Raw genomic sequence first — 13,320 nt, 5'->3', positions numbered from 1 at the left:
CCGATCGTTGTCGAAGCGCTGTATATCGCGGTTCAGCAGCCTTGACGGGGCACCGCGACAGCGAGGGTTGATGCAGCGCTATACTCCCCGGCTAAATTACGAATTCGACTACTTACAAGGACTCGCCCATGAAAGCGTTCGGCAAAATCCTGGGTCTGGTACTTCTCGGGCTGTTGCTGATCATTGTGGCGGCGGGCTTCGCCCTGACCCACCTGTTTGATCCCAACGACTACAAGGACGAGATCCGCCAGATAGCCCGCGACAAGGCTCACATCGAGCTGACGCTCAATGGCGATATCGGCTGGAGCCTGTTCCCGTGGCTCGGCCTGGAACTGCACGAGGCCAGCGTCGCGACCCTGGCCAAGCCTGCAGAACCGTTCGCCGACCTGCAGATGCTCGGCCTGTCCGTGCGCGTGCTGCCGCTGCTGCGCCGCGAGGTGCAAATGAGCGACGTGCGCGTCGAAGGCCTGAACCTGCGCCTGAACCGTGACAAGAATGGTCACGGCAACTGGGAAGACATCGGCAAGGTGCCGGCTCCCGCCGGAAGCACACCACCAGCGACCGCCGGGGAAGCCTCTCCAGCAACACCGGCCCCGGTGGAAAAACCGGCCCAGCCGATTCGCCTCGACATCGACAGCCTGACCGTCAACAACGCCCGCGTGGAATACAACGACGAGCTGACCGGCAAGCAATTCAGCGCCGAAAGCATCCAGTTGAGCACCGGCGCTGTTCACGATTCGACCAACATCCCGGTCAAGGCCACCGCGTTCCTCGGCACCAACCAGCCAGTGCTGCGGGTGCGCACCGAGCTCAACGGCGAGCTGCGCTTCGAGCGCGCCCTGCAACGCTACAAGTTCGAAGACCTGAAGCTGTCCGGCGAAGTCGCCGGCGATCCGTTGCAGGGCAAGACCGTGACCTTCGCCGCCCAAGGGCAATTGCTGCTGGACAAGGCCGCCAACGTCGCCGAATGGACCGGCATCAAGCTTTCGGTCAATCAGCTGCGTGCCTTGGGCGAGTTAAAGGCCAATGACCTGGACAAGACGCCACAGATCAGCGGCGGAATTTCCATTGCCCAGTTCGATCTGGCGAAATTCGTCGACAGCATCGGCCAGACCCTGCCAGCCATGGCCGAAGGCAGCCTGAGCAAGGTTGAACTGGTCAGCCGTGTCGCCGCGACGCCGACCAGCCTGGCGCTGGACAACATCAACCTGAAACTCGACGACAGCAGCTTCAGCGGCCGCATCGCCGTCGAAGATTTCGCCAAGCAATCGCTGCGGGCGGTCCTCAAGGCCGACACCTTCAACGTCGACCGCTACCTGCCGCCGAAATCGGAAAAAGCCAACACCGCTACCCAGGTCCGTCAGGCCGAAGTCGCCAGCACCGAAGCCGATGCGATGGCCGGGGCCGGCAGCACCCCGCTGCCGGAAAAACCGAGCAAAAGCGCCTGGAGCACCGAGCGCCTGCTCCCTGTTGAGCGCCTGAGCAAGCTCGACGTCAACGCCGACCTGACCTTCGGCCAGCTGACCCTCGACAAGTTACCGATCCAGAACGCCGCACTGAAAGCCACCGGCCAGGGCGGCCTGCTGACCCTGGAGAACCTGCGCGGCGAGCTGTACAACGGCGACTTCGAAGCCAAGGGCACACTGGACGTGCGCCAGACGGCGCCGGTGCTGAACCTGCAAACCCGGATCAACCGGGTGCCGGTGGAGAAAATCCTCGAAAGCCAGGGCAAGAATCCTCCGGTCAAAGGTCTGGTCAATCTCACCAGCACCGTTACCGGCAGCGGCAACAGCCAGCAGGCGCTGATCGAAACCCTCAACGGTAACGCCAGTTTCGTGATCAACAACGGCGTGCTGCTCAACGCCAACCTTGAGCAGCAACTGTGCAAAGGCATCGCCACCCTCAACCGTAAATCCCTGAGCGGCGAACCGCGCGGCAAGGACACACCGTTCCAGGAGCTCAAGGGCAACCTCACGTTCCGCAACGGGGTGGCCAGCAACCCGGACCTGAAAGTGCGCATCCCCGGCATGAGCGTCAACGGTGATGGCGATATCGACCTCAAGGTGCTGGGCATGGACTACCGCGTCGGCATCATCGTCGAAGGCGATACCAGCGCCATGCCGGATCCGGCCTGCCAGGTCGGCGACAAATTCGTCGGCATCGAATGGCCGCTGCGTTGCCGAGGCCCGCTGGAGCTGGGTGCCAAGGCCTGCCGCGTGGACAACGAACGCATGGGCCAGGTCGCGAGCAAACTGGCCGGCGACAAGATCAGCGAAAAAATTGACGAGAAACTGGGCGACAAAGTCAGCCCGGAACTGAAAAACGCATTGAAGGGGCTGTTCAAGCGATGAGAGCGGAGCAGTTTTCCACGGCGGTGCTGGAGTGGTTCGACCGCCACGGCCGCCATGATTTGCCCTGGCAACAGAACATCAACCCGTACCGGGTGTGGGTGTCCGAGATCATGTTGCAGCAGACCCAGGTCAGCACCGTGCTCAATTACTTCGACCGCTTCATGGCCGCCCTGCCGACGGTCGAAGCCCTGGCCGAAGCGCCGGAAGACGAAGTGCTGCACCTGTGGACCGGGCTCGGTTACTACACCCGCGCGCGCAATCTGCAGAAGACCGCGAAGATCGTCGTCGGCCAGTACGGCGGCGAGTTTCCCCGGGATGTCGAGAAACTCACCGAGCTGCCGGGTATCGGCCTGTCCACCGCCGGCGCGATCGCCAGCATCAGCATGGGCCTGCGCGCGCCGATCCTCGACGGCAACGTCAAACGGGTGCTGGCGCGTTTTACCGCGCAGGAGGGTTACCCCGGCGAGCCGAAGGTCGCCAAGCAACTGTGGGCCAACGCCGAGCGCTTCACGCCGCAGGATCGGGTCAACGCCTACACCCAGGCGATGATGGACCTGGGCGCCACGCTCTGCACCCGCAGCAAACCGAGCTGCCTGCTGTGTCCGCTGAAAAACGGCTGTGAAGCGCACATGCTGGGGCTGGAAACGCGCTACCCGATCCCCAAGCCGCGCAAGGCCATCCCGCAGAAACGCACGCTGATGCCGCTGCTGGCCAACGAGGACGGCGCGATTCTGCTTTATCGCCGCCCGTCCAGCGGATTGTGGGGCGGTTTGTGGAGCCTGCCGGAACTCGACGACCTCGACGACCTGCAACACCTCGCCGCGCAACACTCGCTGGAACTGGGCGAGCAGCAGGCACTGCCGAGCCTTGTCCACACCTTCAGCCACTTCCAGCTGTCCATCGAACCCTGGCTGGTTCAGGTGCAGGAAGCCGGCGGTCACGTGGCCGAGACCGACTGGCTCTGGTATAACCTCGCCACCCCGCCGCGCCTGGGCCTCGCCGCCCCGGTCAAGACCTTGCTCGAACGCGCGGCCGCCGTCTTGAATGCAGGAGAGTCGACATGACCCGCACCGTAATGTGCCGCAAGTACAAAGAACAACTCGAAGGTCTGGAGCGCCCACCGTACCCGGGCGCCAAGGGCCAGGATATTTTCGAACACGTCTCGGCCAAGGCCTGGGCTGACTGGCAGAAACACCAGACCCTGCTGATCAACGAAAAACGCCTGAACATGATGAACGCCGAAGACCGCAAATTTCTTCAGGGCGAAATGGACAAGTACTTCTCCGGCGAGGAATACGCTCAGGCCGAAGGCTACGTTCCGCCCGCAGAGTAAACCCCGCGAAATCGGGGGGCGGATCGTAAGCGACGGAATTAATTTAAGAAATTTTAAAAAAGTGTTTGACGTAAATCCGAAAAACCCTTTTAATGCGCCCCGTTGCCCAGATAGCTCAGTCGGTAGAGCAGGGGATTGAAAATCCCCGTGTCGGCGGTTCGATTCCGTCTCTGGGCACCAAATACCGAAAACCCTGAATCGCAAGATTCAGGGTTTTTTTATGCCTGCGATTTGATCACGGCCCGATTCCGCCCTTCTTGCAGGCCGGAATTGGCGATACGTTGCTCAACCCTTACGGAAGAGGGTCATCACCGCGATGAACCAGAAAAGAACCCGCGTCCCCCTGCCCCATCCTGCGCCACCCGTAAAACGCACCGACTGGCTGATGATTGCTCTCGGCATCGTACTGACCCTCTGCGTAGGCCTGATCACTTATGAAACGGTGAACGGCCTGATTCAGGGACGCATCAGCAACATGGCGCGGGGGAAACACTTCGCCGTGTATTCACAGGCCGAACAGTCCTTCGACTTCTGGTTCACTGTTGCCACGCACTGCCTCTTCGCACTCTTCCTGTCGGGCGCTGCCTGGCTTCTGATCTGGATGGGACGCACCGCGACGGTCACGCCACCCGGGCGTGACCGTCGGCGACGTTAGCTGTTGTCGTTCCAGTGGAACACCAGATTGCGCGCAGCACCGCCGCCTACTTCCGCCACATCCCGACGCGTTTCACCCTTGCGGGTGGCGACGACCGTGTACTTGCCTGGCGGTAGCTGAACGTACACCAATGGCCCGGTTTGATTGAGCGTCAGCACGGTTTGACCGGGGGCTTTCTGGATCGCCACGTCGACATCGGCGGTATATTCGTTTTGCGTACCGACAGCGAAGGTCATGTGCAGGTTGTAGCCCGCGGATTGCTGAATGGCTTTCGACTCATCTTCACCAATCCCGCCGGCCAGATAACGAACACCGTTTTGCTCCTGCTGCTGAACCTGCACGGCGGAACTGTCGATCGGAGCCAGACTCGCAGCCTGCGCCATGATCGGAAACAGCAGCACCGCAGCAGCGGCAACGGGCAGCACGAATGAAAGAACGCGTTTCATGAGGACGACTCCCGGGCTCTCGCGGAACCCAATCGTTACCTCTTTTTAGATTTTGTCTTGCGGGGTGGGTTTTAGAACGATTGGGAGTTGCGGTTGATACGAAAAGGACTACAGAAAATTCCACCAACGATTCGCGCCGCATTGCGTCTCGAATCAGCAATTGCCTGATGAACCCGCGAATTGGGTACTCACTGCGTTCCAATTCGTTGCATACCCACCCGCTTGAAGTTCATCCTCGACCCGTCCCCGAAAGTCTGAATCGCCATGAACCTCCAAAGCGTGCCACTGCCACTCGGTCAGCTGTCAGCAGAAAGCGAGCCTTTCCAAGAGCCCGCCGCCGACGGCTATCTGCTCGGCGGTTTCACCTGGCGTCACGCGTCACCGGATCCACAACGCCCCGTGGTCATCATCAACGCCGCCACGTCCGTGCGCTGCCGCCACTACTCGCGCTTCGCGGCGTATCTGTTCGCCAATGGGTTCGACGTGATCATTTTCGACTACCGCGGCATTGGTGAATCGCGGCCAAAGTCGATGAGGCATTTGCAGGCTTCGTGGACGGATTGGGGCGCGCTGGATTTCGAGGCGATGCTCAAACGCGCGCAGCGAGAGTTTCCCGGTCAGCCGATCGATGTGGTCGGGCACAGCTTCGGCGGCTGCGCAGCAGGCCTGGGGGCGTCCGGGAAGATAATCCGACGACTGGTGACCGTCGGCGCGCAGTTCGCTTACTGGCGCGATTACGCGCCCGAGCATCGCTGGCGGATGTTCGGCAAATGGCATCTGCTGATGCCGCTGGTCACGCTGTTCTGTGGATATTTTCCGGGCAAGCGACTTGGCTGGCTGGAAGACACGCCCGCCGGCGTAGTGCGCGACTGGAGCACACCTGCCGCACGTTATGAGCGGCGTCCGAGCGGTAGAACGATCCGCAACCTGCCCTTCGCCAACGTCCGGGCCAAAGCCCTGGCAATCAGCATCAGTGACGATCCCTACGGCACGATTCCCGCCATCGAACGCCTGCTGGCTTACTTCCACAATGCGCAAAAGACCCACCTGCGAATCGAGCCGCAGGACATCGGCGAACAGCAAGTCGGACATTTCGCCTTTTTTCGCAGCGCATACCAAGCCACACTATGGCCCATCGCTCTGACCTGGCTGCAGACCGGCGAACTGGCCTCCGACACACCGGGGCGCAAGATCCCACGCAGCCAAGCCCTTTAACGCACCACGGAACACACACCATGGCTTCCGCCAACAAGCAGCAAAAACGCGCCGCCCGGGCCAAGACCAAGGCCAAGCAGAACCGCACCAAACGTGCGGAAGCGCCGGTCGAGCTGGACCCGAACGACGACCGCATCGATTTTGAGTCGGTGGACCTGACCGAACTGTTCAAGAAAATGATCGACGCCGAAAAGATCAGCCAGCAGGCCCTGTGCACCGCGTTCCTCGAAGACCCGCTGCTGGAGCTGGTGTACGAGCAGGAAGGCGAAGAAGGCGCGATGGACTTCATCCTCGCCGCGCTGATCGAGTACCGCCAGTGGGCCACCGAGACTGACGAGGCTGGCGCTCTGGCGTGGATCGAATCGCCGGATTTCCAGAAAGACTATGTGGCCGCGTCCGACGCAATCGCCGCACAAACCCAACAGAAAAACTGAGTTCCCATGGCATCCCTGAACAAGCAACAGAAACGCGCCAAACGCGCCAAGGCCAAAGCCAAGCAGATCCGCATGGTCGGTCGCAAACCCCTGGCGCAGGACGATGACCTCGGTCACCTGGCCGAGCCGATCCCGGAATACACCCTGGCGATGTTCAGCAAGATGCGCGACGCCGAAGCCGTCAGCCGCAACGAAATGCTGCTGACGCTGCTGCGTGAGCTGGCGTTCATCATCGTCGACCATCCTGAACTGCTGGACATGGAAAATGCCGAGAACGAAGGCATGGCCGCCACTCACCTGGCCGCCGACATGCTGATCGACTACCGCATGTGGGCCGATGGCATGGATCGCGAGACCGCCCAGGCCTGGCTGAGCGAACCGCAGTTCATCAGCGATTTCGGGATTGCGCTGGACACCTACGGTCAGTCGGTGGAAGCGCAGGAAGAGAAGAGCGAATAAACCGCTCGCAGTAACAAAAACGGCCGCTTGTCATCACTGACAGCGGCCGTTTTGCGTTACGCGTTGCGGATCAGTTCAGCACCGCGGCGCCACGCTTTTCCAGATTGCGGCGGCGGGCCACCAGCAGACCGGCCGCGACCACCAGCAGGCTGAGCAGGCCGGTCGCGAGGATTTCCACGCGATGGGCATCCTGGAACAGCATGATGGTCAGGGCCGCCACGATGAACACGATCACCGCGTAGGTCAGGCCCGGGAACAGCCACATGCTGAAGACGATTTTCTCGCCGCGAGCCATGCGCTGTTTACGCATGCGCAGTTGCGAAATCGCGATCACCAGGTACACCAGCAGCGCGATCGCGCCGGAGCTGGCCAGCAGGAACTCGAACACCGCCGCCGGGGCTACGTAGTTGGCGAAAGTGCACAGGAACGCCGCGCCAGTGGACAGCATTACCGCCCAGTAAGGGGTGCCGCTTTTGTTGGTGCGGGTCGCCATGGCCGGGGCATCGCCGCGCTTGCCGAGGGAGAACAGCATGCGCGAAGAGGTGTACAGCGCCGAGTTCAGGCAGCTGGTTACAGCGACCAGAACCACGATGTCGACGATCATCTTGGCGTTCGGGATGCCCATGCGCTCAAGCACGGTCTGGTAGGAACCGACGCTGGCCAGAACCGGATCGTTCCATGGCACCAGGGCCACGACGATGAAGATCGAAACGAGGTAGAACAAGCCGATCCGCCAGATCACCGAGTTGGTGGCCTTGGAGATCTGCTTGCCAGGGTTCTTCGATTCCGCGGCCGCGATGGTCACGATCTCGGTACCCATGAAGGAGAACATGGTGGTCAGGATCGCGCCCAGCACCGCGCCCATGCCGTTCGGCAGGAAGCCCTGGGTGTCGAAGATGTGCGAAACGCCGCTGACCTGGCTGTTCGGCAGGAAGCCGAAAATGGCCGCGACGCCAAGAATGATGAAACCGATGATCGCCACGACTTTGAGCAGGGCGAACCAGAATTCGAACTCACCGTAATTTTTCACGCTGAACAGGTTGGTCACGGTCAGCAGCATGGTGATGATCAGGGCGAAGGCCCAGATTTCCACACCCGGGAACCAGGCGTGCAGGATGGTTGCGGCGGCGTTGGCTTCCAGCGGAATCACCAAAACCCAGAACCACCAGTACAGCCAGCCGATGGTGAAACCGGCCCAGTGACCGATAGCGCGGTCGGCGTAAGTCGAGAACGAGCCAGTGTCAGGCGAGGCAACCGCCATTTCGCCGAGCATGCGCATCACCAACACAACCAGCGCGCCAGCAGCGGCGTAAGCCAGTAGAACAGCGGGACCGGCAGCGGCGATGGCGTGGCCGGAGCCGACGAACAGACCTGCACCGATCACCCCGGCGATCGACAGCATGGTCACATGACGCGGTTTGAGCCCCTGTTCGAGGCCATTGGAGCTTTGGGTACTGCTCATTGGAACTACCTTTGCGAGGAAAGCGATTGCGTCCGGCCCGTCTGGCGTTCCTTCTCGTAAAAAGAATCCAACGGGGCGTTCCGGATTCTGCACGCAATAAATGCGCCAAAATGTTTCAAACTCTTCTGCCGTGCGGTTTTCCGCGCGACCGGACAGTCATCGCAAGTCCTTGAGAATAATGGCCTTTCGCCAAAGCGTTACCCTGCGACTCACTTTTCAAACGAACGAGCGCACCAGAAACACACTGAAAAAGTGCGGGATGCACAATAAAAGGGCGAATGAGGAACGATCGGCCGGATAGCGCTTCCAACACCCCGCCAAAGGTGGCAACATCGCGCCTTTTTTTACGCGACACCCACGGGAATCCACGTTCAAACACCCGTTCGGTTGTTGATGGGGCGACAGTCTGCTGCGCCGATGCGACAACCTGCCACACGCCATCCGTTTACCGCTCGTAGCGCTGTTGGCTGCCATTGAAACGCTATGCTAGCTTGGCCGCCTCGCCAGGAAGGCCAACCAACAGCAGGAGCGCAACATATATGAGGAACGCACATGGCTGAGGCCACGCCCGCGCTTGAAATCCGCAACTTGCACAAACGCTACGGACAGCTTGAGGTGCTCAAAGGCATCTCGCTGACCGCCCGCGACGGCGATGTGATCTCGATCCTGGGTTCCTCCGGTTCCGGCAAGTCCACGTTCCTGCGTTGCATCAACCTGTTGGAAAACCCGCATCAGGGCCAGATCCTGGTGGCCGGGGAAGAACTCAAGCTCAAGGCCGCCAAGAATGGCGAACTGGTTGCCGCAGACGGCAAGCAGATCAACCGCCTGCGCTCCGAGATTGGTTTTGTGTTTCAAAACTTTAATCTGTGGCCGCACATGAGCGTGCTCGACAACATCATCGAAGCCCCGCGCCGCGTGCTCGGCCAGAGCAAGGCCGAAGCCATCGAAGTCGCCGAAGCGCTGCTGGCCAAGGTCGGCATCGCCGACAAGCGCCACGCCTATCCGGCGCAACTGTCCGGCGGCCAGCAACAGCGCGCGGCGATTGCCCGCACGCTGGCGATGCAGCCCAAGGTGATCCTGTTCGACGAGCCCACCTCCGCCCTTGACCCGGAAATGGTCCAGGAAGTACTTAATGTCATCCGCGCATTGGCCGAAGAAGGCCGCACCATGCTGCTCGTGACCCACGAGATGGGCTTTGCCCGTCAGGTCTCCAGCGAAGTGGTGTTCCTCCACCAGGGCCTGGTAGAAGAGCAAGGATCGCCACAGCAGGTGTTCGAAAACCCGCTTTCGGCGCGCTGCAAACAATTCATGTCCAGCAACCGCTAACGGAGCTACCCGCATGCAGAACTACAAAAAGGTCTTCCTGGCCGCCGCCGTCACCCTCGCGTTCAGCGCCGGTGCCATGGCCGAGACCCTGAAGATGGGCATCGAAGCGGCTTACCCGCCGTTCAACAACAAAGACGCCAGCGGTAACGTCGTCGGCTTCGACAAAGACATCGGCGACGCCCTGTGCGCCAAGATGAAAGTTGAATGCTCCGTCGTCACTTCGGACTGGGACGGCATCATCCCGGCCCTGAACGCCAAGAAGTTCGATTTCCTGATCTCCTCGATGTCGATCACCGACGAGCGCAAGCAAGCGGTGGATTTCACCGACCCGTACTACTCCAACAAGCTGCAGTTCATCGCGCCGAAGGATAAAGAGTTCAAGACCGACAAGGACTCCCTGAAAGGCAAAGTGATCGGCGCCCAGCGCGCGACCCTCGCCGGCACCTTCATGGAAGACAACATGCCGGGCGTCGAAGTGAAACTCTACGACACCCAGGAAAACGCCTACCTCGACCTGACCTCCGGTCGTCTGGACGGCATCCTCGCCGACAAATACGTCAACTACGAGTGGCTGAAAAGCGACGCCGGCAAAGCCTATGAATTCAAGGGCGATCCGGTGGAAGAAAGCGACAAGATCGGTATCGCTGTACGTAAAGGCGACCCGATCCGCGAGAAGCTGAACGCTGCGCTGAAGGAAATCGTTGCCGACGGCACCTACAAGAAGATCAACGACAAGTACTTCCCGTTCAGCATCTACTGATCCTGACCTGCCGGATCGGCGCCGTCACATGACGGTGCCGATCCCCGGCCTTGCCTGCCGCGATTTGAAAAGAAATCCATGATTATCGACCTCTACGGATTCGGCCCGGCGCTCTTCGCCGGCGCGCTGATGACCGTCAAACTGGCACTTTCGGCCCTGTGCCTGGGGCTGGTGCTCGGTCTGCTCGGCGCCTTGGCCAAGACTTCCCCGTACAAGCCGTTGCAATGGCTTGGCGGAACCTATTCGACCCTGGTGCGCGGCGTCCCGGAATTGCTCTGGGTGCTGTTGATCTACTTCGGTACGGTCAACGCCATGCGCGCGCTCGGTGAGTTTATCGGCAATCCCGGACTGGAACTCAGCGCCTTCGCCGCCGGCGTCATTGCGCTGGGCCTGTGCTTCGGCGCCTACGCCACGGAAGTGTTTCGCGGCGCGATCCTCGCCATTCCCAAAGGCCACCGCGAGGCTGGCGTGGCCCTGGGCCTGTCGAAATGGCGGATCTTCACCAAACTGATCATGCCGCAGATGTGGCGCATCGCCCTGCCCGGCCTGGGCAACCTGTTCATGATCCTGATGAAAGACACCGCGCTGGTGTCGGTCATTGGCCTGGAAGAAATCATGCGTCACGCGCAGATCGGCGTGACCGTGTCCAAGCAGCCATTCACCTTCTATATGGTGGCGGCGCTCATGTACCTGTGCCTGACCGTGCTGGCGATGATCGGCATGCATCTGCTGGAAAAACGCGCCGCACGCGGCTTCGCGAGGAGCGCTCAATGAATTGGGAAGTCATCATCAAGTGGCTGCCGAAGCTGGCTCAGGGCGCGACGCTGACCCTGGAGCTGGTGGCCATCGCGGTGATCGCCGGTTTGCTGCTGGCGATTCCGCTGGGCATCGCCCGTTCTTCGAAGCTGTGGTACGTGCGCGCTGTGCCCTACGCCTACATCTTCTTTTTCCGAGGCACGCCGTTGCTGGTTCAACTGTTCCTGGTCTACTACGGCCTGGCGCAGTTCGACGCGGTGCGTAACAGCTCGATGTGGCCGTACCTGCGCGATCCATTCTGGTGCGCCACTGCGACCATGACCCTGCACACCGCGGCGTACATCGCCGAAATCCTGCGCGGGGCGATCCAGGCGATTCCGCCGGGCGAGATCGAAGCGGCGCGGGCGCTGGGCATGTCCCGGCCGAAAGCGTTGTTCTACATCATCCTGCCGCGTGCCGCGCGCATCGGCCTGCCGGCCTACAGCAATGAAGTGATCCTGATGCTCAAGGCCAGCGCTCTGGCCAGCACCGTGACTCTGCTGGAACTCACTGGCATGGCGCGCACGATCATTGCCCGCACCTACCTGCCGGTGGAGATTTTCTTCGCGGCTGGCGTGTTCTATCTGGTGATGGCTTACGTGCTGGTTCGCGGCTTCAAGCTACTGGAACGCTGGCTGCGCGTCGATGCGTGCCAGGGGCGCTGATTCTTCCGACGTGTTGACGGGCGAGGCCCTGCTCGCCCGTTTCACGGCACTGGATACATTTCTCACAGCGCATCAGGCGCTATGGAAGCCCCGCCCGTTCACTCATCTGCAGCTGCCGTGGGAAGCGTCCTACCCTGAATTGTCCTCGTGGCTACGCGGACGTTCGCTGGAAGATGCGGAAAACGCGCATAACCAGCCTGCCGAACTCTTGGATGCGCCGGAGCCGTTCGCTTCATTGGCGGCGTTGTCGCTTGAATTGAGTACGGTCGGTGAGCTGCCTGCACATTCGCTGAAAGCCGCCGGGCACCGTCTGAATGTCGATGTGCCGGGGCGCAAATGGCAGCAGATCGAAGCCTTCGCCAGCCGCTTGTCGTTTGCCGCGCAACCGAAGCACTGGCTGGATTGGTGTTCGGGCAAAGGCCATTTGGGTCGGCGTCTGCTCGGCACTGGCCAGCAACTCACCTGTCTGGAATACGACTCGGAGTTGGTCGCCAGCGGCCAGGCACTGAGTCAGCGTCATCACCTGCATGCGCTGCATGTCGAGCAGGATGTGCTCGCGGCGAACACCGCGTCATTGCTGCACGCCGAGCACACGCCTGTCGCCCTGCATGCTTGTGGCGATCTGCATGTACGCCTGATGCAATTGGCCTCCGCCGCTGGCTGTCGACAACTGGCAATTGCACCGTGCTGTTACAACCGGATCAGTCGCACTGAATATCAGGCGTTGTCCTCCGCAGGTTCATGCTCCGCCCTACAGCTCTCGCTGGAAGATCTGTCCCTGCCGATGAGCGAAACCGTCACCGCCGGTGCCCGCGTCCGACGTCAGCGTGACACCTCCATGGCCCGCCGACTGGCTTTCGATCTGTTGCAACGGCAAGTGCGTGGCGTCGACGAATACTTGCCGACGCCGTCCCTGCCGAGCGCCTGGCTGGACAAACCGTTCGCTGATTACTGCCGCGATCTGGCAGCGCTGAAAGAGTTATCCACAATCGGCTCGCCAGATTGGGTGGCACTGGAAGCGGCAGGCTGGCAGCGATTGGCCGAAGTTCGCAACCTGGAACTGCTGCGTGGACTGTTCCGACGGCCGCTGGAGCTTTGGCTGAATCTGGATCGGGCACTTTTCCTCATCGAACAGGGATACGTCGTACGTCTCGGCACCTTCTGCGAAGCGCCGCTCACACCGCGCAATTTCCTGTTGCTGGCCGAACGCGTTTAATCTTCCACAGCCTGTGGATAACTCTGTTGATGGAATTATCGTGGATCCAATATCCACGGCTGTTTCAGGCCACTAACAGCGCTGGTCATTTTTTGTTCATATGAATAAAAAACCGGCAAAACAGGGATTTGCGATTCAAATGAGAACCCGTCCACAAAATCCCCTCTAAGCCCGTCCTCTTCAAAGCCTGTTGTGCATAAGCC

At 60.8% G+C, this 13,320-nt stretch carries 14 protein-coding genes and 1 tRNA gene; 13 read left to right on the top strand and 2 right to left on the bottom strand.

Going from position 1 to position 13,320, the window contains the following annotated elements:
• The first annotated feature begins 128 nt into the window (after positions 1 to 128).
• From ACTJK9_RS08930 to ACTJK9_RS08910, 5 genes are all read left to right on the top strand, one after another.
• Complete coding sequence (locus tag ACTJK9_RS08930; RefSeq protein WP_440813399.1) at positions 129 to 2,351, top strand: AsmA family protein; 2,223 nt, start codon at positions 129 to 131, stop codon at positions 2,349 to 2,351.
• Positions 2,348 to 3,415, top strand: a complete 1,068-nt coding sequence (mutY, locus tag ACTJK9_RS08925; RefSeq protein ID WP_085611174.1) for an A/G-specific adenine glycosylase — start codon at positions 2,348 to 2,350, stop codon at positions 3,413 to 3,415. Before ACTJK9_RS08930 ends, mutY begins: the two co-directional genes overlap by 4 nt.
• Entirely contained in the window at positions 3,412 to 3,684 is a 273-nt protein-coding gene (locus tag ACTJK9_RS08920; protein ID WP_007952551.1) for an oxidative damage protection protein, read from the top strand. The genes mutY and ACTJK9_RS08920 overlap by 4 nt, the downstream gene beginning before the upstream one ends.
• Before the next feature lie 104 nt (positions 3,685 to 3,788).
• Positions 3,789 to 3,864 (top strand) — tRNA-Phe (locus ACTJK9_RS08915).
• A 136-nt stretch (positions 3,865 to 4,000) separates the two neighbouring features.
• Positions 4,001 to 4,339: a hypothetical protein gene (locus ACTJK9_RS08910; protein ID WP_221398504.1), complete on the top strand. Its 339-nt coding sequence runs from the start codon at positions 4,001 to 4,003 to the stop codon at positions 4,337 to 4,339.
• On the opposite strand, the gene ACTJK9_RS08905 is transcribed toward ACTJK9_RS08910, so the two are convergent.
• Positions 4,336 to 4,785: a carboxypeptidase regulatory-like domain-containing protein gene (locus ACTJK9_RS08905; protein WP_440813394.1), complete on the bottom strand. Its 450-nt coding sequence runs from the start codon at positions 4,783 to 4,785 to the stop codon at positions 4,336 to 4,338. The genes ACTJK9_RS08910 and ACTJK9_RS08905 overlap by 4 nt on opposite strands.
• A gap of 264 nt (positions 4,786 to 5,049) precedes the next feature.
• On the opposite strand from ACTJK9_RS08905, the gene ACTJK9_RS08900 reads away from it, so the two are divergent.
• Genes ACTJK9_RS08900 through ACTJK9_RS08890 form a run of 3 tightly spaced genes read left to right on the top strand, consistent with a single transcriptional unit; the run spans position 5,050 to position 6,893 of the window.
• Complete coding sequence (locus ACTJK9_RS08900) at positions 5,050 to 6,000, top strand: alpha/beta hydrolase family protein (protein ID WP_085611177.1); 951 nt, start codon at positions 5,050 to 5,052, stop codon at positions 5,998 to 6,000.
• A gap of 20 nt (positions 6,001 to 6,020) precedes the next feature.
• A complete protein-coding gene (locus ACTJK9_RS08895) occupies positions 6,021 to 6,434 on the top strand; it encodes a hypothetical protein (protein ID WP_064592813.1) in 414 nt (137 codons plus the stop codon).
• 6 nt (positions 6,435 to 6,440) lie between these two features.
• Positions 6,441 to 6,893, top strand: a complete 453-nt coding sequence (locus ACTJK9_RS08890; RefSeq protein WP_039764661.1) for a hypothetical protein — start codon at positions 6,441 to 6,443, stop codon at positions 6,891 to 6,893.
• 70 nt (positions 6,894 to 6,963) lie between these two features.
• On the opposite strand, the gene gabP is transcribed toward ACTJK9_RS08890, so the two are convergent.
• Positions 6,964 to 8,355: a GABA permease gene (gene gabP, locus ACTJK9_RS08885; RefSeq protein ID WP_085611178.1), complete on the bottom strand. Its 1,392-nt coding sequence runs from the start codon at positions 8,353 to 8,355 to the stop codon at positions 6,964 to 6,966.
• A gap of 552 nt (positions 8,356 to 8,907) precedes the next feature.
• On the opposite strand from gabP, the gene ACTJK9_RS08880 reads away from it, so the two are divergent.
• The 5 genes from ACTJK9_RS08880 to ACTJK9_RS08860 all read left to right on the top strand — a co-directional run bounded on the left by ACTJK9_RS08880 (position 8,908) and on the right by ACTJK9_RS08860 (position 13,117).
• Positions 8,908 to 9,681, top strand: a complete 774-nt coding sequence (locus ACTJK9_RS08880) for an ABC transporter ATP-binding protein (RefSeq protein ID WP_007897462.1) — start codon at positions 8,908 to 8,910, stop codon at positions 9,679 to 9,681.
• 13 nt (positions 9,682 to 9,694) lie between these two features.
• The gene (locus ACTJK9_RS08875; protein ID WP_064592811.1) at positions 9,695 to 10,441 is read left to right on the top strand and encodes an ABC transporter substrate-binding protein; all 747 of its coding nucleotides are present in this window, start codon (positions 9,695 to 9,697) and stop codon (positions 10,439 to 10,441) included.
• A gap of 78 nt (positions 10,442 to 10,519) precedes the next feature.
• The gene (locus tag ACTJK9_RS08870) at positions 10,520 to 11,215 is read left to right on the top strand and encodes an ABC transporter permease (protein ID WP_085611179.1); all 696 of its coding nucleotides are present in this window, start codon (positions 10,520 to 10,522) and stop codon (positions 11,213 to 11,215) included.
• Complete coding sequence (locus ACTJK9_RS08865; protein ID WP_039764656.1) at positions 11,212 to 11,901, top strand: ABC transporter permease; 690 nt, start codon at positions 11,212 to 11,214, stop codon at positions 11,899 to 11,901. The genes ACTJK9_RS08870 and ACTJK9_RS08865 overlap by 4 nt, the downstream gene beginning before the upstream one ends.
• Positions 11,882 to 13,117 carry a methyltransferase gene (locus ACTJK9_RS08860; protein WP_440813388.1) on the top strand — a complete coding sequence of 412 codons (1,236 nt, stop codon included), beginning with the start codon at positions 11,882 to 11,884 and terminating at the stop codon, positions 13,115 to 13,117. Before ACTJK9_RS08865 ends, ACTJK9_RS08860 begins: the two co-directional genes overlap by 20 nt.
• Positions 13,118 to 13,320 lie beyond the last annotated feature (203 nt).

Source organism: Pseudomonas sp. 22082 (genome assembly GCF_052046055.1).
GTDB classification, from domain to species: domain Bacteria; phylum Pseudomonadota; class Gammaproteobacteria; order Pseudomonadales; family Pseudomonadaceae; genus Aquipseudomonas; species Aquipseudomonas pharyngis.
Note: the sequence above shows the minus strand (reverse complement) of the source record. Positions and strands in the feature narration are given on the sequence as shown.